This is a genomic window from Plantactinospora sp. KLBMP9567, from assembly GCF_033446045.1.
Taxonomy (GTDB): Bacteria; Actinomycetota; Actinomycetes; order Mycobacteriales; family Micromonosporaceae; genus Plantactinospora.
This window is the reverse complement of the sequence record NZ_JAWQRR010000003.1, coordinates 1-19813: the sequence shown is the minus strand read 5'-3', so window position 1 is coordinate 19813 and position 19813 is coordinate 1. Positions and strand designations below refer to the sequence as shown.

Here is a 19813-nt window from a genome sequence, read left to right as displayed (position 1 = left end):
CCGGACGGGGTCAGTCAGTGACCCCGGTACAGCGCCTCGACATCTGCCGCGTAGCGGTCCTCCACCACGTCGCGTTTGATCTTCAGGGTGGGGGTGAGTTCGCCGTCGGCTTCGGTGAACTCCCGGGGCAGGATGCGGAACGTCTTCACCTGTTCCGCCCTCGAAACCGTCTCGTTGGCCCGGTCGACCGCAGTCTGGATCTCCCGCCGGAGCTTCGGGTCGTCACGCATGTCGGCGACGGATCTGTCGGGTCGGCCGTGTGTGGCGCGCCAACGCGGCCACGCTTGGGGGTCGATGGTGACGAGTGCGGCGACGTAGGGACGATCGTCGCCGACGAGCATGCACTGGCTGACGAGAGGGTGCTGCCGGATCTGCTCTTCGACGGGCTCCGGGGCGAGGTTCTTCCCGGCGGCGGTGACGAGGATTTCCTTCTTGCGTCCGGTGATGCTCAGGTAGTGATCATCATCGATCCTGCCCAGGTCACCGGTACGCAGCCAGCCGTCGCTGAAGGTGTCGCGGGTCGCGTCGGGGTTGTTCCAGTAGCCGGCGAACACCACCTCGCCGCGGGCGAGCACCTCACCGTCGTCGGCGATGCGGATCTCCACGCCGGGGAGCGGGCGCCCCACAGTGCCGATCCGGGTCGCCGACGGTAGGTTCACCGTCAGCGCGGGCGACGTCTCGGTCAACCCGTACCCCTCCAGCACCGTCACGCCGGCGCCCCGGAAGAAGTGACCCAACCGCGCACCGAGCGGGGCGCCGCCGACGATCGCCATCCGGCAACGCCCGCCGAGGGTGGCGCGTAGCCTGCGGTACACCAGGGCGTCGAACACCAGGCGTGCCAGCCGGAGCAGCGGCCCCGGGCCGCGCCGGGTCTGCACCGCGCGGCTGTGGCGGACGGCGACGGTGTCTGCCGCGGTGAACAACCATCCGCGGTGGGCGTCGTCGGCCGTCTGCCGGGCCCGGGCGTACATCTTCTCGAACACCCGGGGCACCGCGAGAATGAACGTCGGACGGTACCGGCGCAGTTGATCGAGCACTCCGGCGGTGCCGGCGCCGTGTACCAACGTGGCCCGGGTACGCACCATGCCGACCTGGATCAGCCGGGGGAACGCGTGGGCGAGCGGCAGGAACAGCACCGTCGTCGCGCCAGGATGCAGCAACTGCGACAGCACCGCGGTCGCGACGGCCACGTCGCAGGAGATGTTGCGGTGCGTCAACACACATCCCTTGGGCCGTCCGGTCGTACCGCTGGTATAGACGATCGTGGCCACATCTGCGGGCGTGACCGCCCGACGACGCGCTTCCACCTGCGCGTCGTCGACGGCGCGGCCACGCGCGACCAACTCGATCAGGTCACCGGAGTCGATCCGCCACACCTGCCGCAACGCCGGCAGGTCAGGGCGGAGGTCGGCGAGCATCGCAGCGTGCTCGGCGGTCTCCACGACGCATCCGACCGCGCCGGAGTCGGACAGCATCCATCCGAGCTGTTCCGGACTGGAGGTCTCGTACACCGGGACCGTGACCGCCCCGATCGACCACAGCGCATAGTCGACCAGCGTCCACTCATAGCGGGTACGGCTCATCAACGCGACCCGATCGCCGGATCCCACCCCAGCCGCGACGAGCCCCCGGGCGAGCCCCTGCACGTCATCGCGGAACTGCCGGCAGGACACCCGCACGGCCCCGTCGCTGCCGGGTCCCGGCGCCGGCCACGACCGAGGATCCGGATCCGGGCGCACGAACTGCACGGCCTCCGGATCCTGCCGGGCGTTGTCCCAGACGACCTCGGCCAGGCCCGACGGTTCGACACCGGTCAGCGGCGGCGCCGCCGTAACGTCCCGCACCCGGCCACCTCGCAATCGCCCTCGCCACCACTGCCCCGCACCGCAACCAAGGTCCGCTTCGGCCATGATGTCGCACCAACGGCCCGGCACGACGGCGAACTCCGAAAACGGGCCGGAGCGCAGGCCATCCGACCGCATCGGCCCGCGCCGATGGCGCCCACTCCGCCGGACCGGCCGCCGGATCGCGACGGATGCGGACCGCTCGCCCGGTAGCCACCGAGTCCGCCACCGATGGCCCCCGCCCACGGTCCGCCGCCGGCGAGCCGGCCGGCCCGGCCCCGTCAGCCCGCGGTGACCGCCCCACGTCCCGCCCGCTCGACCTCCTCGACGGCCGCCAGGACCTCCGCCACGCCAAGTGCCGCCAGCGCCGGATGCGGCCCGGCCTCCGCCGGTCGTCTCCCCCGCTGGTGCGCAGGTTCCGGTTCCGGCCGCCCCGACGCGCCGGGATCCGGCTGCCGGGCGGCGGGAACGGCGGGCGGGTGCCGCCACCGCACCGCCGGGCCGGCCCAGAGGGCACGGTGCCAGGGCCGGTCGACCGGCGGTCCCCACAGCGCCGGCGGCACCGGGCCGAAGAGCAGGACCGACGGGGTGCCGTAGCCGGTGGCGAGGTGGCCGATGCCGGTGTCACCGGCGACCAGCAGCCGGCCGTGCGCGACCAGCGCCGCCAGCGCACCGACGTCGGTGCGCCCGGCCAGGACGGCCGAACCGGGCAGCCCGGCCCGGGCGGCGACCTCCTCGGCGAGGCCACGCTCGCCGGGTGTGCCGGTGACCGCGACCCGGTGTCCCCGCCGCGTCAGCTCCCGAGCCACGGCGGCGAACCGGTCGACCGGCCAGCGCCGCTCGGCGGCCTTGGCACCGGGATGCACGATGCTGATCCCGACCGGGAGGTTGTCCGGCGGCGGCCGGTGCAGCGCCAGGTCATCCGGATCGGTGGCGATGCCGTACCAGTCGAGCAGGCGGCACCAGCGGTGCACCTCGTGCTCGTCCGGTCGCCACACCGGGCCGACGTGGTGTCCGGCCTCGGCGCAGGCGTACGCGATCAGGTGCCGCGGCTGGGCGGTGCGCAGCAACCGGTGCGACTGCGGGCCGCGCCCGTGCAGGTTCACCGCCCATCCCGGCGCCAGCGGCGGCCACCGGTACGGCCCCGGCCCGTCGACGTCGATCTGCTCGTCGATGCCGCCGACCAGGTCGACCAGGGGCGCGAGCCAGCGCGGTGCGGCGAGCGCCAACCGGTCTCCGCCGAAGGCGGCCCGCAGCGCGCGCAGGGCCGGTACGGCGGTCGCGAGGTCGCCGATGCCGAGGGCGCGCAGCGCGAGGATCACGGGTACGAGCTCTCCCGGTCGGCGCAGACCACCAGCTCCCGTACGGCGCAGCCCGGCGGTTGGGAGAGCGCGAAGAGTACCGCGTCGGCGACATGGCCGGGATCGTTGAGTACCGCGTCCGCGCCGGGGCGGTACTGCTCGTCGCGACCGTCGAAGAACGCGGTGCGCATGCCGCCCGGGATGAGCAGGGTGACGCCGACCGCGCCGGCCAGTTCTGCGGCAAGGGCGCGGGTGAAGCCGACGACGCCGAACTTCGCGGCGCAGTAGGCGGTGGCGTCGCTGACCGCCTTGACGCCGAGGGTGGAGGCGACGGTGACGACCGTGCCGTGCGAGCGTTCCAGCGCGGGCAGCGCGGCACGGACGACCGCGGCGGTGGCGAACAGGTCGACCGTGACGACCCGTTCCCAGATCTCGGCGGGTACGTCGGCCAGCCGCCCGGGCGTGTCGGTGCCGGCCGCGGTGACCACGCCGTCGAGCCCGCCGGCCTGCTCGACGAGTTGCCGGGTGGCCCGCTCGGCGGCGCGGGTGTCAGCGAGGTCGCACTCGATCCAGGGCACCTCGTCGGCCGGTGCCTGCCGGTCCAGCACGTACGGCCGCCCGCCCGCCTTCTGCACGGCGGTCACCACGGCGGCACCGAGCCCGCTGGCGCCGCCGGTGACCAGGATCGCCTTGCCGGTCAGGTTGTTCATCGTCGTCCTTCCGTGAGTTGACGGCCGCCGGCCCGGGCGGCGGCGATGGTGCCGGAGGTGGAACGCCCGTCGAGGTAGGGAACGAGCACGGTCTGTCCGCCCCAGCGGCGTACCTGCTCGGCTTCGGGCAGGTCGGGGTGGTCGGGGTCGGCGCCACGGGCGTAGTCGCCGCCCTTGACCCAGATGTCGGGACGGAGCCAGCAGAGCACCGCGTGCGGTGTCGACTCGTGGAAGACCACGACGGCGTCGACGCAGTCCAGCGCGGCCAGCAGCCGGGCCCGGTCGGCCTGCGGGGTGAGCGGCCGCCCGGGCCCCTTCAGCTCGGCGACACTGCGGTCGGAGTTGAGGCAGACGACGAGACAGTCGCCGAGCCGTCGGGCGGCCTGCAGGGTGGCCAGGTGGCCGGCGTGCAGAAGATCGAAACAACCGCCGGTGGCGACCACCGTCCCGCCGTTCGCGCGTACCCGCGCCAGGACGGCGGAGGCGGCCTCCCGCCCGTCAACGTCGACTCCGGGTGTGCCGGCTGGACGATCGCCGGCACCCGTGGCGGCGGCGTCCGGCCGTCCTCCGGCGGCCGGGCCGGCGAGCGTGGCTGCTCCGCCTTCCGCCACGTAGGTCGAGGCGACCCGGACCGCCTCCTGCACCGCTTCCGACAGGAGCGCCCCGTCGGCCAGCGCGGTGACGGCGGCGACGGCGAACCGGTCACCGGCGCCGCAGGTGTCGCCGACCGCGCTCACCGGCGCCGGTACGACCAGCGGAGCCCCGCCGTTGTGGCAGAGCAGGCTGCCGTCCGCACCCATCGTGACCGCGACCGCGGCGGCACGCCACCGGTCCCGCAGCATCCGGGCCGCCCGGGCCAGCCCGGACAGCCGTGGCCCGGTGGCCGCGTCACCGGTGAGCCGGAACAGCTCCCCCTCGTTCGGCGTCACGAGACGGCTACCCGGAACAGCCGCCGGGCCGCGCGGATGCGGGTCCCAGACCACCGGTGCGGTGGTCCCGGCGAGCGCCTGGCGCATCGCCGACAGTCCGGCCACGCCGCGTCCGTAGTCGCTGACCAGGATGGCGCCCGCCCCGGCCAGCACCTCCAGCGCGGCGGCCGGTGGTTCGCCGGGCGGTTGGGCGGCACCGCCCCGGTCCAGCCGGAGCAGGGTCCGGCCGCCGGCCCGCAGCCGGATCTTCTCCGGAGTGGCGCCGGGCAGCGGCAGCGGGTAGAGCCGCACGCCGGCGGCCGTGAGCAGTCCGGTCAGCCGAGCCGCGGCCGGGTCGTCGGCCAGCGCGGTGATCAGCGCGACCTCCCGCCCGTCGGCGGCGGCGAGCAGGGCGGCGAGTCCGGCCCCACCCGGCCGGTAGGTGGCGAACTGCTGGTCCAGGACCGGCACCGGGGCGTCCGGGCAGAGCCGGTCGACCCGGCCGTCGACGTCCCGGTCCAGCAGGGTGTCCCCGACCACGACAAGCAGCTCACTCATGCCGGCACTCCGGTTCGCCATGGAACACACTCGCGCTGAGCTGGCTGATCCGCTCGCCCCGCTCACTCACGAGCACGCCTCCTCGCCGGAGAGCACGCTGAGCAGCCGTCGCGGTGTCGACGGTCCGCGCCCGTTGTGCGGTCTGGGCGGCGACACCGAACCGTCCCGGGCACCGGGTGGTCGGCCCGGGCCTGCGGGCCGCAGCCGCGACAGGGCCTGGTCGACGTACGAGCAGAGCAGGTGGGTGGAGACCAGGTGCAGCTCCTGTACCACCTGCGGTTCCGGAGACGGCACCGCCAGGACCTCGGTGCAGGCGTCGGCCAGCGGGTTCGGCACCGGTCCGGTGAACGCCCAGCAGGTCAGCCCGGCGTACCGGCCGGCGTCGGCCGCCGCGACCAGGTTCTCGCTGCGACCGCTGGTCGACATCAGCAGCAGCACGTCGCCGGGTCGACCGTGTGCCCGTACCTGCCGGGCGAACACCTCGGCGAAGCCGTAGTCGTTGCCGATCGCGGTCAGCGAGGAGGTCTCGGCGGTCAGCGCGATCGCGGAGAGCGGGGTGCGGTCGTCGCGGAGCTTGCCGACCAGCTCGGCGGTGAGGTGCTGGGCCTCGGCGGCGCTGCCGCCGTTGCCCGCGGCGAGCAGACGACCGCCGTCGGACAGGATCCGGGCGAGGTGGGCGCCCCACCGGCCGAGGCGCCGGGCGGAGTCGCGGTAGCCCGGCAGGGCTCGGTACAGCTGGGTCAGGTGCGCGTCGAGAAGCAGTTGCTCGGACATCAGGCCACCGCCCCGCTGGTCTGGGGCGTGCCGCACACGGCGGCGTAGGCGGCGCCGAGCCGGGCCGCCGTCCGGGTCCACGAGTAGCCGGTACGGATCCGGTCGACGGCGGCGAGACCGTAGCGGTGCCGCCGCTGCGGGTCGGCGAGGAGATGGCGCAGAACCGCACCCAGCGTCTGCGGGTCACGGGGCGGTACGAGGTCGCCGGTGAGGCCGGGCACGACCGTGTCGACGAGGCCACCGACGGCCGCGCCGAGCACCGGTACCCCGCAGGCCATCGCCTCCAGCGGAGTCAACCCGAACGGTTCGTACCAGGGTGTGGCGACGAGGAGGTCGGCCGACCGGTACCACCGCGGCATCTCGTCCCGGGGCACCGACCCGACGAGGTGTACCCGGTCGGCGACTCCCTCGGACTCGGCCAGCGCACGCAGCCGGTTGGCGAACCCGTCCCCGCCGAGCCGCGCCGCCGGAGGGCCGCCGATCAGCACGTACTCGGCCTCGGGCACCATCCGCAGGGCCCGGACGACGTCCTGGAAGCCCTTGCGTTCGACCAGCCGGCCGACGCCCAGCAGCCGGGGCCGGCCCGGGTCGCGGCCGGCGGCGGGACCGTCCCGGGTGAAGATGCGCAGGTTGACCCCGGAGGGGACGACCGTGATGGCGGACTGCGGCACGCCCATCCGGATCAGTTCGGCCACCTCGTCGCGGCACTGCGCGACGACCTGGTCGACTGCCCGGCCGAGCATCCGTTCGTACCTGATCCGCTGCGGCGGGCTGGTGTCGGCCGGGCCCTGGTGGCGGCGCTTGACGGTGCCGAGGGCGTGGTAGGTCTGCACCACCGGCACCCCGGTCTGCCGGGCGGCGGCGAGCGTGGCGAGGCCGCTCATCCAGAAGTGCGCGTGGGCCACGTCCGGGCGCCACAGCCCGTCCTGCCAGTGCCGGGTGAGCCACCGACCGAAGTCGGTCATGTACGGCAGCAGCTCGTCCTTTGGCACCGGCTCGGGTGGACCGGCCGGCACGTGCAGCACGCTGACCCCGTCCCGCATCGGCACCACCGGGCTCTGCTGCGGCTGGTCGCGTCGGGTGTAGACGCGCACGTCATGTCCCTGGTCGGCCAGGGCCGCAGCGAGTTCGGCCACATGGGTGTTCTGTCCGCCGGCGTCCGGGCCGCCGAGTTCGGCGAGCGGACTGGCGTGTTCGGAGATCATCGCGATACGCATTGCTCCTCCTGAAGCAGTCGGTCCCAGTCCGCGACGAACCGGTCGAGGCCGTAGCGGGTGGTGGCGACCTGTCGGGCCCGTTCACCCATCGCCCGCGCGGCGGTCGGATCGGCGATCAACCACGCGGCGGCGTCCCGCAGGGTGTCGAGGTTGCTGGAGAGGACGCCCGCGTCGGGCGGTACGGCGGCGACCGCCTCCGTGGTGGCCAGCACGACGACCGGCATGCCGATCGTCATCGCCTCCAGGAGGCTGAGCCCGAGCGATGTCCAGCGGCACAGGTGCAGGTAGGCCCGCCGTCGGGCGAGCTGTTCGTGCAATCGCGCCTGCGGCAGGTCGTAGGTGCCGAGGCGGTCGCCGGGCAGCCCGACCGCCTCGGGCAGCGCGTCGACGCCCATGCCGAAGACGTCCAGCGGGGCGACCGCGGCGAAGTGGGGGAAGAGGTCGGTGCCGGTGACCCGCCAGCGACGGACCGGTTCGTTGGTCACCACCGCCAGCCGGTCGAGGCTGCCGTCGTAGCGGACCGTGGGCGGAACGATGCCGTGCTCGACGACGGTGCTGCGGGTGGCACCGGTGTCCCAGAACAGGGCGTTGAAGTGGGTGACGTGCGCGACGAGCAGGTCGTCGCGGTCGGCCATCGGGTGCCGGGTGTTCGGTACGTCGCCCTTCGGGGTGTTGTGTTCGACGTAGACCGCCGGCAGGTCCCGGCCGGGGCGCCGGCCCAGCCACTTCTCGGCCAGCTCCAGTTCCTCCGGCCGTTGCAGGATCACCAGGTCGACCGGCTCGGCGGCGAGCCGCTCCGGAGCGACCTCGTGCACCGTCTCCGGCCAGTCGTACGTCCGGGCCCGGCCGAGGCCGTACGGCCCCCGGTCCGGCGTGACCGGGACCAGGTAGCGGTGCTTGCCCTGGACGAACGCGGTGGTCCACGAGCCGTGCACGTGCCACAGCAGGATGTTCACCGTGCTCCTCCCGGTGTCGTGTCGTGGAACCCGGCCGGGTGTCCGGACCCGGCCGGCGGTGGTGGCGGCAGTGGCCGGGTTACCAGCAGGTCGACGGCGGCCACCACCTCGGCCGGGTCGACGCCGGCCAGACAGGGGTGACCGGGCAGCGGGCAGACGCCGGCGCGGCTGTCCCGGCAGCCGGCGCCGGCATCGCCGAGGCGTACCACCGGTACCCGGTAGGGTGCCCACTGCCCGAAGGGGACGGTGGGAGCGAACAGGCTGACCACCGGTGTGCCGACCGCCGCGGCCAGGTGTGCCGGGCCGGTGTTGCCGACCACGACGCAGGCGGCCCGGGCCAGGACCGCCGCCAGTTCGCCCAGCGAGGTACGGCCGCCGAGGTCGATGCCGCCGCCGGCCGCCGCCACCTGTGCGGTCAGGTCCCGCTCGCCCGGACCGCCGGTGACCAGCACCCGGTGACCGGCGCGGGTGAGCGCGGCGACGATGTCGGCGCACCGCCCCGGCGGGCAGGCCCGGGCCGGCACCGACGCGCCGGGGTGCACGACCAGGTAGCCGGTGCGGACGTCCACGGGCGGTCGCGCGGGCAGCGCGTCAGCACGCAGCCGCAGTGTGGGCTCGTCGCCGGCCGGCAGCTCGAAACCGGCGGCGGCGGCCAGCGACAGCGCCCGCTCCGGCTCCGGCATTCCGGCCGGCACGCGGTGGCGCAGGTCCAGCAGGCTGCCCGGATAGTCGTCACTGATCGCGCCGACCAGGGGTATCCCGGCCATCCGCAGCAGCAGGGCCAGTGGCAGGGCGGACTGGTGGAACGAGGTGAAGATCAGCGCCTGGTCCGCGCCGACGGCGGCGAGCCGGGCGGTCAGCTCGCGCATCGCTTCCGGCTGTACCGGGGCGGGTGCCGGGTCGATCCAGGGCAGTGGCCACTCGATCAGCTCGTCGACGCCGGGCAGCAGCCGCGCGGCGGCCCGGCCACGGGGCCCGCAGAGCATGACGACCCGGTCCGCCCCGGCGGCGACCGCCCGGATCGCCGGCCCGGTGACCAGGACATCCCCGGCCGAGTCACTGCGTGCCACCAGCACCGTGCCCCGCTGCCCACCGGCCCGCCGCGCGGCCGTCGACAGCCGCCCGGTGGCCGGCGCGACGCGCAGCAGTGCCTGACGGCGGAGCAGTTGGTCGACCGCGCCGGCGAGATCGGCGGCGACCGCCGGGGCGGCTGCGACCTCCTCGGGGCGGGTCACCGGCGTGGGTACCAGGATGCCGGCGGCACCGGCCGCGGCGGCGGCGGTCATGTCCCGGCCGATGTCGCCGATCACCGCGCAGCGGCGCGGATCGGTGCCGAGCGCCCGGGCGGCGGCCGCGACGAGCCCGGGAGCGGGTTTGCGGCACCGGCAGCCGTCGCCGTCGCCGTGCGGGCAGATCTGCCAGGTGTCGAACGGGCCCAGCAGTTCCTCGACCCGGGCGTTGACCGCCGCCATCTCGGCGGCGGTGAACAGGCCACGGGCCAGCCCGGACTGGTTGGTGACCACGCCGAGTCGCAGCCCGGCGGCGCGCAACCGGGCCAGCGCCTCCCGGGCGCCGGGCATCGGACGTACCTTCTCCGGGTCCCCGTTGTAGGGCACGTCCTCGATCAGGGTTCCGTCCCGGTCGAGCAGGACGGCGTCGAACAGCGGACGTGTCCGGCCTTCCCGCCCGGTCACCGCAGGTCCCCCGGATACCGCCGGACCGGGCGCGGCGTCTCGTTCCGGTTGCGCCACCAGCCCCGCACCCAGTGGGCGACGGCGAGCGGCGGAATGACGGCGCTGGTCACCAACATCGTGGTGACCTCCGAGCGGGTACCCGGCCCCGGCGCGATCCGCGCATACCCGAACCGGGCGGTACCGGCCAGCCAGGCCGCCCCGGCCAGGGCGGCGGTGGCGGCGAACGGGCGGCCGGCCCGGGACCGGCGGGCGGCCGCCGCGCCGGCCAGGGCGACGGCGGTCAGTGTCGCAGCGCCGGTGAGCGCCGCGTGCTGGTGGCATCGTCCCGGCGGCACGCCCAGGTCGGCACGCCAGGTCGGACCGTAGAGCCGGCGCAGCAGGGCGTCGTCCGCGTTGCCCCGCTGGGCACGCAGGCTGATCCAGCGGTTCTCCGGCCGCACCGGGTGGACGACGGTCCGGGTGCCCCGGAGCAGCCGCCAACCGGCCAGCCGTACCCGGTGGGCCAGCTCCGCGTCCTCCCGGTAGGCCCGGGGGAACCGCTCGTCGAAGCCCCCGACGGCGGCCAGCGCGGCTCGCCGGTAGGCCATGTCCGCCGTGATCCATTCGCCGTCGGCGAGGCCCGCGGTCACCCGTTCCCAGTCGGTCGGCGGGCGATCGGTCGGCAGTGGCACCCGCACGACGCCCTGCACCCCGCCGACCCGGTCCGGCACGGCGAGGTCGGCCCGGAGCCGGTCCAGCCAGTCCGGTGCCGGCAGCACGTCGTCGTCGAGGAACGCCACCCAGGGATGCCGGGCCGCCTGCCAGCCGAGGTTGCGGGCCGCCGCCGGGCCGGCGCCGCGTCCGCGCAGCACCTTGGTGTACGGCGCAAGGGCCCCCGGCACAGCCGGCTCGGCGCCGCCGGCCGGCCGGTCGTCGACCAGGAGAATCTCGAGTTCCGGCCGGTCGTGCACCTGTCCGGCGAGGGTACCGAGCAGATCCGCCAGGCTGTCCCGGCCGAGGGTCGGCACGACGACGCTGATCACCGCCGTGCTCCGAGGTCGCCGCGGTGCACGGCGTAGGGGCCGATGGCGAGCAGGTCGACCGGTGCGGAGCCGAACAGTTCCATCGCCTCGCGCGGGGTGTCGACCATCGGCCGGCCGGCGGTGTTCAGCGAGGTGTTGACCACCACGGGCAGGCCGGTGAGCTGCTCGAACTCGGCCAGCATCTGCGCCACCAGCGGTTCGGTCTCCGGGTCGACGGTCTGTACCCGGGCGGTGCCGTCCACGTGTACCACCGCCGGGATCCGCTCCCGCCACCCCGGTGCGACCCGGTGCACGAAGAGCATGTACGGGCTGGGCAGCACGCCCTCGAAGATCTCGGCGGCCCGTTCGGCGCGGACCATCGGCGCGATCGGGCGGAACTGCTCACGGCCCTTGACGTCGTTCATCCGGCGGGTGGTGTCCGGGTCACCGGGGTGGGCCAGCAGCGACCGGTGGCCGAGGGCCCGCGGCCCGTACTCGCTGCGCCCCTGGAACCAGGCGACGATGCCGTTGCCGGCCAGCACCCGGGCCGCCTCGGCGGCGATCGAGTCCGGTCGCCGGTACGGCAGCGCCGCGCGGCGCAGCTCGGCCTCCAGTTCCTCGTCGGTCCAGCCGCGGCCGAGATCGACGCCGGGCATCGGGGTGGTGGTGTCGCCGAGCACGCTGTCCAGGTGCAGCGCAGCGCCGAGCGCGGTGCCCGCGTCGCCGGCGGCCGGCTGCACCCACACCCGCTGGTAGGGCCCCTCGGCGGCGATGCGGGCGTTGGCCACGCAGTTCAGTGCGACCCCGCCGGCCATGGTCAGGGTGGCCGGACCGTCGGCCGCCTCGTGCAGCCAGCGGGCCAGGTCGAGGGTCACCTCCTCCAGCCGGGCCTGCACGCTGGCGGCGAGGTCGGCGTGCTCACCGGTCATCTCCCCGTCGGGGGTACGGGCCTTGGCGAGCGAGGCCCAGTCGATCCGCTCGACGGTGAAGCCGCCGTCGTCGGTGGTGCGGACCAGTTCACGCAACAGCCCGAGGTGGCGGGGTTCGCCGTACGAGGCGAGGGCCATCACCTTGTATTCGTCGCTGGAGTGCAGGAAGCCGAGGTACCGGGTGAGGTCCTCGTAGAGCAGGCCCAGCGAGTGCGGCAACTGCTGGGCGGCGAGCTGCCGCAGCCGGCCCTCGCGGTAGACCCCGCCCAGGTGGCTGGCGGTCTCGCCCCGCCCGTCGAGCACGAGTACCGCCGCACTGGTCGCGCCGGCCGGGTCCGGGGGCGCGGCCAGGCCGGCCGAGGCCGCGTGCGCGACGTGGTGCGGCACGAACCGCACGATCTCCGGGTCGAGGCCGGGCAGCACCTCGGCGAGGAACTGCGGCGCCCGTTTGGCGTACTCGACCCGCAGCCAGTCCCACGGGTCCGCCAGACCGAGTTCGGCCGCGTCCCGGCACAGCCCGGGGTCGAACGAGTACGCCACCGCGTCGAGGCTGGCCGGGTCGAGGCCGCCCTGACGCAGGCACCAGGCGGCGGAGAGTTCGGGAAGCTCCCACGCGGAGAAGGGCACCGGTCGCTTTCCGTGCTTGCGCCGGCTGAACCGCTCCTCCTCGGCGGCAGCCAGCACCGTACCGTCCACGACCAGTGCGGCCGCCGGGTCATGGAAGATCGCGTTGATCCCGAGTACGCGCATGACGGCGCTTCTACCCCGGGCGGGTCCACGCCACACCGAAGATCAGCGACTTCCTAAAGATGCCTATCGTCCATTAAGTCCGATCGACTGCCGATCGATCTCCGTGACGCCGGTCGCCACCGACCGCCCAGTTCGCCCCCGCCGCCATCCCCGCCCGACCGACGTCCGGCTCAGAGAAGCTGGTCGATGGTTATCGGCAGGGAACGGATACGTTTGCCGGTAGCGTGGTAGACCGCGTTCGCGATCGCGGCTGCTACACCGGGCAGCCCGACCTCGCCGACCCCTTTGGTGCCGACCGGGGTCAGCCGGTCCGGTGCGCCGACGAAGACCACGTCCACCTCGCCGATGTCCGCGTGCACCGGGACGAGGTAGTCGCCGAGGTTGGCGTTGGCGATCCGGCCGGTCCGGGCGTCGGTGCGGGTCTCCTCGAACAACGCCTGGCCGATCCCGCCGACGACCCCGCCGATGATCTGGCTGCGGGCCAACTTCTCGTTGAGGATCCGGCCCCCGTCGATCACCGAGACCACCCGGGGGATCCGCAACAGTCCCAGATCCGGGTCGACGTGCACCTCGACGAACTTCGCCGCGAAGGCGCCGGCCGGCGCCATCCCCACCTGCTGCGCCTCGGGCGGGGCACTCGCCGCCTGGGCGGTCAGCTCGTCGAGCCCGTGCCGGGCCAGGATCGCGGAGTAGCTTTCGCCCTGCCCGGGATTGGCGCGGTGGTGGATGCGCCCGCCGCTGACCGCGACGTCGTCGATCGTGCAGCCGCGCAGCGGCGACCCGGGATCGTCCACGACGGTGTCGAGGAACCGCCGGACCAGCTCACGGCAGCTGGCGTACACGGCGTTGCCGAGTGCGCCGGTCAGCCCCGACCCGCCCGCCTGCGGCGCCCAGGGCATCTCCGAATCGCCCAGGTCGAACCGGACCTGCTCCAACTCCAGCCCGAGCAGCTCCGCCGAGAGCTGCCACATCACGGTATAGGTGCCGGTGCCGATGTCGGTGGCGGCGCTGCTGACGTAGGCGGTGCCGTCCCGGCCGATGCTGGCCCGGGCCTCGCAGCGCACCTGCCACCACAGGTAGCTCACCCCGGCCATGCCGTAGCCGACCAGCCACCGGCCGTCCCGCATCGCGCCGACCCCGGGCTCACGGCGGGACCAGCCGAACCGTTCCGCCCCCACCTCGTAGCACTCGCGCAGCGCCTTGCTCGACCACGGCAGGCCGTACTGCGGCTGCGTTTCGGCGTAGTTGCGCATCCGCAGCGTCAGCGGGTCGAGGTTCAGCCGGTAGGAGAGTTCGTCGAGCGCCGACTCCAGCGCGAAGTTGCCCTGGGCCTCGCCAGGTGCCCGCATCGAACCGGGACAGGGGATGTTCAGCCGCCGCTGCCGGTCGCGGTGCGCCACGTTCGGGCAGGCGTACGAGTTGCCGCTGACCGCCGCCACCGGCTCCGGGTTCTCGTCCTCCATCGCCACGGTCTGCACGGACTCGTGGTCGATCGCGACCAGCTCGCCGGTCCGGCGGGCGCCGATCCTGATCGTCTGCACCGTGTCGGGCCGGTGCCCGACCCCGGTGAACATCTCCGGACGGGAGAGCACCAGCTTCACCGGCCGGCCGACGGTACGGGCGGCAAGCACCGCCAGGATCACGTGTTGCCACACCCGCAGACCGGATCCGAAGCCGCCGCCGACGTACTTCGCGTACACCCGGACCGCCGGCTCCGGCAGCCCGAACACCTCTGCCACGGTGGTCCGCACGTTCGAGGTCCACTGGGTCGCGTCATGGACCGTGACCTGGTCGCCGTCCCAGGCCGCCACGGTCGCGAAGAGCCCCAACGGGTTGTTGGTGTTCTCCGCCGTGCTGTAGGTCGCCTCGTGCACGACGTCGGCGGAGCCGAGCGCGGTGGCGACGTCGCCCCGTTCGGCGTCGGTGTCGAACGGGTTCGTACGCAGTTCACCGCGCGGGTCGTCGATCTCCAGCACCGGGTCGGCGCGCTCGTAGCCGACGGTGACGGCACGGGCCGCCGCCGCTGCCTGGTACGGCCGCTCGGCGACCACCACCGCCACGTACTGCCCGTTGTGCCGGATCCGGTCGTCCTGCAGCGGCGGGGGCGGGGTCGGTCCGAGGTTGTTCTCCGGTCCCCGGTTGAGCCGTGCCGCGTTGTGGTGGGTGAGCACCGCCAGTACCCCGGGCATGGCTTCGGCGGCGGTGGTGTCGATGCTGCTGATCCGGCCGGCGGCAATGGTGCTGCGCACCGGTGCGGCGTGGACCATTCCCGGATAGCTGACGTCGGACGGGTACGCCACCGCGCCCGCCACCTTGAGCGGCCCGTCCACCCGGTCGACACCGGCCCCGACGACCGTGGTCGGCTCGGTCATGGTCACGGCTGGTACCCCGCGACGGTCTCCAGCGCCCGCACGATCGTCCGCCGGGCCAGCTCCGGCTTGAACGCCGTGCCGGGCACGACGAACGGTTCCTGGAGTTCGGCGGCCGCCGCCGACCGGAACGTCTCGGCGACAGCCGGAGCACCGGTCAGCACCCGCTCGGCGGCCCACGCCCGCCAGGGGACCGTTCCCACCCCGCCGAGGCCGACCCGGGCCTCGGTGATCCTGCCGTCCTCCACCACGAGCACGGCGGCGACCGAGACGAGGGCGAACTCGTACGAGGCTCGGTCACGCACCTTGAGATAGCCCGACCGGGCCGCCGGTGGCAGCAGCGGCACCACGACCCCGGTGACCAGGTCGCCGTGCCGCAGCACCGTCTCGACGTCCGGCCGGTCGCCCGGCAGCACGTAGAACTCGGTCAGCGGGATCTCGCGCTCGCCGTCGACCCCGCGCACCTGCACCACCGCGTCCAGCGCCACCAGCGGTACGCAGAGATCCGAGGCGTGCAGCGCGATGCAGCTCTCCCCCGCCCCGAGGATCGCGTGCATCCGGGCCGCCGCACCCGTGATGGCCGCACAGCCCGACGACGGCCGCCGCTTGTTGCAGTCCGGCACGGTCGGATCCCGGAAGTAGCGGCAGCGGGTCCGTTGCAGAAGGTTGCCGCCGATCGTCGCCATGTTGCGCAACTGCGGCGATGCCCCGGCGAGCAACGCCGTGCGGACCAGCGGAAGACGCCGGGCCACCGTCGGGTCGGCGGCCATCTCCTCCATCGTGGTCAGCGCGCCGACCCGCAACGTCCGGTCGTCGGCGGTGATCCCGGCAAGCGGCAGCCGGGTGATGTCGACCAGCCGCTCGGGATCGAGAATGCCGTCCTTGAGCATCAGGTCGACCTGGGTGGTGCCGCCGGCGAGGAACTGGGCCGCGGGGTCGGCGCTGACCAGCGCCACCGCGGTGGCCACGTCATCGGGGCGCAGATACTCGAAGGCACGCACGGTTACGCCACCCCCGCACGAGCGACCTCGCGGATGGCGGCGAGGATGTTCGGGTACGCGCCGCAGCGGCAGATGTTGCCGCTCATGAACTCGCGGATCTCCTCGTCGGAACCCGCGCGCCCCTCGCGGAGCAGGGCGACCGCCGACATGATCTGACCGGGAGTGCAGTACCCGCACTGGAACCCGTCGTGGCGCAGGAACGCCTCCTGTAGGGGATGCCGGTGCCCGTCACCGGTCAGGCCCTCGATCGTGGTCACCTGCCGGCCCTCGCACTGCGCGGCGAGGGTGAGGCAGGCGAGCACCCGCCGGCCGTCGACCAGCACGGTGCACGCCCCACAGGCGCCCTGGTCACAGCCCTTCTTCGTGCCCACCAGGCCCAGGTCGTCACGCAGCGCGTCGAGCAGGGTGACCCGGTTGTCGAGTCGCAGTCCGTGGTCGGCACCGTTCACGGTCAGCGTCAACTGGATCTGGGTGGCCCCGCTCGGTGCGGGCGGGCCCATGGCGCTCCCGATTCCGTCGTCTCGACTCACGTCTCCCCCGCTCCCCTGCCCGGAAATGCCGTACGGGATGGAGTATCTGCGATAGTTGGGGGAGATAAGGCCGGATTCACAAAGCCCGGATTCCACCGCCCGGGACCCCGCACTCCGGCGGGCCGCCGTCCCGAGCGAAGATCACCACTGGTCAGCCCCTCGTGAGCAGTTCGTCAAGAACGAGCCTGAAGAGTGCGGGACGGCCGACATTTCCGGGAACGCCCTGGTTCTCCCCCGAAAGGTCGTCCGAGGTCCACCGCGAGTCGCGCTGCTCGGGAGCTTTCCCTGGCGGCGACTGTGCGGGGTCTGGGCGCAATCTGGGCAGCTCCTCCTGGATGGTTCTACCCCACGCCGGTTCAGCACATCGCGGCCTCGTCCCGGCGGGCAGCGCCACGTTGCGACGTCCGCTGGCAGGCGAGCTGTCGGACCCGGCGCAACGGCGTGCTGTCGACACTGGTGGGAGAGAAGCCATGGCGGCCTTTTCGGTGGAGCTGAACGCGTTCAGACGGCTGAACGACGCGCTGGACGACACGGCGGTCGACTGCGGGCAGATCCGCAGCGACAACCTGGTGCGGTTGCTTCGCGTACCGGACCGGTGGGTTCCTGGCGAACCTCGAGAACGTGGTGAAGGTTGGGAAGGCGGCGCTCGCGGCCGCCGCACACCGCGTTGACCAGAAATCGAGTGGATCGCCCGTGGTCGGCGACCTGGCGCCGTGGGGGCCGTTACCCGCCGCCGCCAGTTGGCCAGTTTCGGTCCGCCAACCGGGGGAACTCCTACGCTCGGCGTTCCCGCCGAGGCGCGGCCACCTCCGCAGGGCGGACAGGGGCGGCCGCAGGCCGTAGCCTTACCCGACGCACCCTGGGGCCATTCGCTCGGCGCGCCCGGCGATGACCTGCCCGGATGCTCGGCCCGGCCCCACGGTGACCGAGGACACGGTGCATCCGGCGATCCAGAGGGGTGGAATCGGGTGTGTGACCAGAACCCGGACCAGCGAGTGACGTTGTGAGATGTACCTTCCCGACCCGCGATCCGGGTCTCCTCGCCGGCGACCCCGTCCCGTTGCCAGACGCGTCGGCTCAGGCCCTCGCGGCCACCTACCGGCAGCGTTGGGCGGTGGAGACGATGGCTGTCGCCCCCCACGACCGCCTGTTGGAGATCGGATGCGGGCGCGGGGTGGCCGTCTCCCTGGTCGCCAGCCGGCTCGTCACCGGCCGGATCGTCGCGATCGACCGCGCGGCGACGATGACGCGGCTCGCGACCGAACGTAACGCGAGCCACATCCGTTCGGGCACGGCCGAGATCCGGCTCGCCGAGTTCGAGTCGGCCGACCTCCCGACCCGGTACTTCAGCAAGATCTTCGCCGTGAACGTCAACCTGTTCTGGCTGGGTGCGGCGACGCGGCAGATCCATCGGATGCGGAACCTGCTGGCTCCCGGCGGGCGGCTCTACGTGTTCGGCGAGCGGCCCACCTCCGTGCACCCCGTGGCGAACGTCACCTCGACCGAGCGGTTGCTCCGCGCCCAGGGGTTCAGCACCACCAGATCGATGGAAGTCCGCGGACAGGGCCGGGTGCTCACCTGCATCACCGCCACGCCGACGTCCTGAGGCGAGCGGCGGGGAGTCGGCGCCGGTACGGCTCGGCCACGCAGATCGTCAGCGGGTCCGCGTACTCGCGGACGACGACCGCGCTGACCCGGCTGACCGTGATCCCGCCGACCGAACCGACCGACCAGAAGTTGGCCATGGTGATCCCGGTGCCGGCCCCGGCGCTTTCCGAAGGCGAGGACTCAGCCGCGGACCGGTCGCAGCGCGAGCCGCCGCTGCGGCTGGTCCGGATCGAAGACCGGACGGCGGTCGATCCGGGCGCGGACCTCGTCCGAGCCGAACCGGTAGTCGATCCGGCGCACCGCCTCGGCCCAGTCCGTCCTGGTACGGATTGCGCGCAGGCACTCCAGCACGAAGGGGTCGTGCCACCGGCTGCGGGCGCGTTCCCACAGCACGAACGGATCCTCGGTCAGCAGGCTGCCGACGGTGCCCTCGTAGATCGGCATCGCCCGCACCCTGCCGTCCGGTTCGATCTCCAGCGGACGGAAGTCGGGGTGGCTGGCAATGTAGTCGGGGTGCATCTGCACGCCGAAGTTGTCCGTGGTGGTGACGGTGACCGACGCCGGCACGGCCTGCTGGAGCCGCTGCCTCGTCCCCTCGTCGACCAGTGCCGCGACCTGCTCGTCGGTCAGCATCTCGTGCGCGCCGTACGACACCCGACTGGCCAGGCCGGTGGGCACCACCGCGCCGAACGCCACCTCGCTCAGGTGCGGGAACCTCGGCACCACGGAGCTGCACATCTCGTCGAGCTGGTGGTAGTTGCTGCGGACCACCACGTTGTCGATGCCGTACCGCAGCGGAGACTCCCCTGCCGCGACACGCCGGGCGCTCTCCGCGTCGAGCAGTGCCAGCGCGGCCATGGCCCGGTCGAAGGAGCCGGCGCGGCCACGGATCCGGTCGTGCACCTCCGCCGTGGCGCCGTCGACGCTGACCACCATCTTGGCGACCATCGCGGCCAGGTCCCGGACCGTCCGCTCCGGCAGTGACCAACCACTGGTGTACAGGAATACCCGTACGCCCGCCGCGGCGAACCGTTCCACCACCTCCACGATGCGCGGCACGGTGAGCGGTTCACCCCCGCAGAGCGTGATCATGATCGGCCGGAAGGTGATGAGCGCGTCCGCCACCTTCAGCATCTCCTCGTGGCTGAGATTCTGCGGGCGCCGCCGGCCCGACTCGGTGTAGCAGTGCGAGCAGCGCAGTGGACAGGCGAAGGTGACGTCCCAGATGAGGACGTTGGGACCTGCGTCGACATTCATGAGACGGGTCTCCCGAAGGAATCGGCAGTGCGGTCGCCGGAACTGTACGGGCGGCGAACCGCCCGGGACATCGGCGACGGATACGCAAGCGGCACCACCGGATACGCAGGTCCGGCCCCCCGACGGCGTACGCGTACCGGTCGCCCCTCGGTGGCGCCGGCGCGGCGGTTGCGTACCCGACTACCGATTCCCCGGTGCGCCGTGGCACCTAGCGTTCTGGCGTGGCGGCCGCCACGGTGCACTGTCCGTCGCCAGCAGAGGAGGTGGATCATGCGCGCTTACCCGCCGGTCGACGCCTCGTAAGGGGCCAGGTGCCTGATGGCGGTGGGCCCCCCCGGCGGGGGGGCCCCCCCGCGCGGTGCCCAAACCCCCCCCCGCGCCACCAGTGTTGCCCTGGGGCCCCCAC

Annotated in this window: 17 protein-coding genes; 2 read left to right on the top strand and 15 right to left on the bottom strand. The window is 73.5% G+C overall.

Features of this window, described 5'->3' with window-relative positions; translation table 11 throughout:
* Nucleotides 1-14: 14 nt before the first annotated feature.
* The 13 genes from R6Y94_RS00795 to R6Y94_RS00735 all read right to left on the bottom strand — a co-directional run bounded on the left by R6Y94_RS00795 (nt 15) and on the right by R6Y94_RS00735 (nt 16512).
* On the bottom strand, nt 15-1910 hold the full coding sequence (locus tag R6Y94_RS00795; RefSeq protein WP_412102664.1) for an AMP-dependent synthetase/ligase: 1896 nt from the start codon (nt 1908-1910) through the stop codon (nt 15-17).
* A gap of 215 nt (nt 1911-2125) precedes the next feature.
* Nucleotides 2126-3166 (bottom strand): glycosyltransferase family 9 protein, encoded by a 1041-nt coding sequence (locus R6Y94_RS00790; protein WP_318393768.1) that lies wholly within the window; start codon nt 3164-3166, stop codon nt 2126-2128.
* A complete protein-coding gene (locus R6Y94_RS00785; RefSeq protein ID WP_318393767.1) occupies nt 3163-3855 on the bottom strand; it encodes an SDR family oxidoreductase in 693 nt (230 codons plus the stop codon). Before R6Y94_RS00785 ends, R6Y94_RS00790 begins: the two co-directional genes overlap by 4 nt.
* Nucleotides 3852-5321, bottom strand: a complete 1470-nt coding sequence (locus tag R6Y94_RS00780; RefSeq protein WP_318393766.1) for a PfkB family carbohydrate kinase — start codon at nt 5319-5321, stop codon at nt 3852-3854. Before R6Y94_RS00780 ends, R6Y94_RS00785 begins: the two co-directional genes overlap by 4 nt.
* Before the next feature lie 66 nt (nt 5322-5387).
* Entirely contained in the window at nt 5388-6098 is a 711-nt protein-coding gene (locus R6Y94_RS00775) for an SIS domain-containing protein (RefSeq protein WP_318393965.1), read from the bottom strand.
* Complete coding sequence (locus R6Y94_RS00770) at nt 6095-7312, bottom strand: glycosyltransferase (RefSeq protein WP_318393765.1); 1218 nt, start codon at nt 7310-7312, stop codon at nt 6095-6097. The genes R6Y94_RS00775 and R6Y94_RS00770 overlap by 4 nt, the downstream gene beginning before the upstream one ends.
* Nucleotides 7297-8268 carry a glycosyltransferase gene (locus R6Y94_RS00765; RefSeq protein ID WP_318393764.1) on the bottom strand — a complete coding sequence of 324 codons (972 nt, stop codon included), beginning with the start codon at nt 8266-8268 and terminating at the stop codon, nt 7297-7299. The genes R6Y94_RS00770 and R6Y94_RS00765 overlap by 16 nt, the downstream gene beginning before the upstream one ends.
* A complete protein-coding gene (locus R6Y94_RS00760) occupies nt 8265-9962 on the bottom strand; it encodes an HAD-IIIA family hydrolase (protein WP_318393763.1) in 1698 nt (565 codons plus the stop codon). The genes R6Y94_RS00765 and R6Y94_RS00760 overlap by 4 nt, the downstream gene beginning before the upstream one ends.
* The gene (locus tag R6Y94_RS00755) at nt 9959-10984 is read right to left on the bottom strand and encodes a glycosyltransferase family 2 protein (protein ID WP_318393762.1); all 1026 of its coding nucleotides are present in this window, start codon (nt 10982-10984) and stop codon (nt 9959-9961) included. The genes R6Y94_RS00760 and R6Y94_RS00755 overlap by 4 nt, the downstream gene beginning before the upstream one ends.
* Nucleotides 10981-12642, bottom strand: coding sequence for a carbamoyltransferase (locus R6Y94_RS00750; RefSeq protein WP_318393761.1), 1662 nt, complete (start codon nt 12640-12642; stop codon nt 10981-10983). Before R6Y94_RS00750 ends, R6Y94_RS00755 begins: the two co-directional genes overlap by 4 nt.
* A 170-nt stretch (nt 12643-12812) precedes the next feature.
* Nucleotides 12813-15014, bottom strand: coding sequence for a xanthine dehydrogenase family protein molybdopterin-binding subunit (locus R6Y94_RS00745; protein WP_318393760.1), 2202 nt, complete (start codon nt 15012-15014; stop codon nt 12813-12815).
* Nucleotides 15015-15016: 2 nt separating this feature from the next.
* Nucleotides 15017-16012 (bottom strand): xanthine dehydrogenase family protein subunit M, encoded by a 996-nt coding sequence (locus R6Y94_RS00740; protein ID WP_318393759.1) that lies wholly within the window; start codon nt 16010-16012, stop codon nt 15017-15019.
* Nucleotides 16013-16014: 2 nt separating this feature from the next.
* Nucleotides 16015-16512: a (2Fe-2S)-binding protein gene (locus tag R6Y94_RS00735; RefSeq protein WP_318393964.1), complete on the bottom strand. Its 498-nt coding sequence runs from the start codon at nt 16510-16512 to the stop codon at nt 16015-16017.
* Nucleotides 16513-17012: 500 nt separating this feature from the next.
* Here R6Y94_RS00735 and R6Y94_RS00730 point away from each other — a divergent pair, with 500 nt between their 5' ends.
* Nucleotides 17013-17213 carry a hypothetical protein gene (locus R6Y94_RS00730; RefSeq protein WP_318393758.1) on the top strand — a complete coding sequence of 67 codons (201 nt, stop codon included), beginning with the start codon at nt 17013-17015 and terminating at the stop codon, nt 17211-17213.
* Between the two features lie 452 nt (nt 17214-17665).
* Entirely contained in the window at nt 17666-18148 is a 483-nt protein-coding gene (locus tag R6Y94_RS00725; RefSeq protein WP_318393757.1) for a class I SAM-dependent methyltransferase, read from the top strand.
* On the opposite strand, the gene R6Y94_RS00720 is transcribed toward R6Y94_RS00725, so the two are convergent.
* Together R6Y94_RS00720 and R6Y94_RS00715 are read right to left on the bottom strand one after the other, a co-directional pair.
* On the bottom strand, nt 18126-18293 hold the full coding sequence (locus tag R6Y94_RS00720; protein WP_318393963.1) for a polysaccharide lyase beta-sandwich domain-containing protein: 168 nt from the start codon (nt 18291-18293) through the stop codon (nt 18126-18128). The genes R6Y94_RS00725 and R6Y94_RS00720 overlap by 23 nt on opposite strands.
* Before the next feature lie 37 nt (nt 18294-18330).
* Complete coding sequence (locus R6Y94_RS00715) at nt 18331-19407, bottom strand: radical SAM protein (RefSeq protein WP_318393756.1); 1077 nt, start codon at nt 19405-19407, stop codon at nt 18331-18333.
* Nucleotides 19408-19813 lie beyond the last annotated feature (406 nt).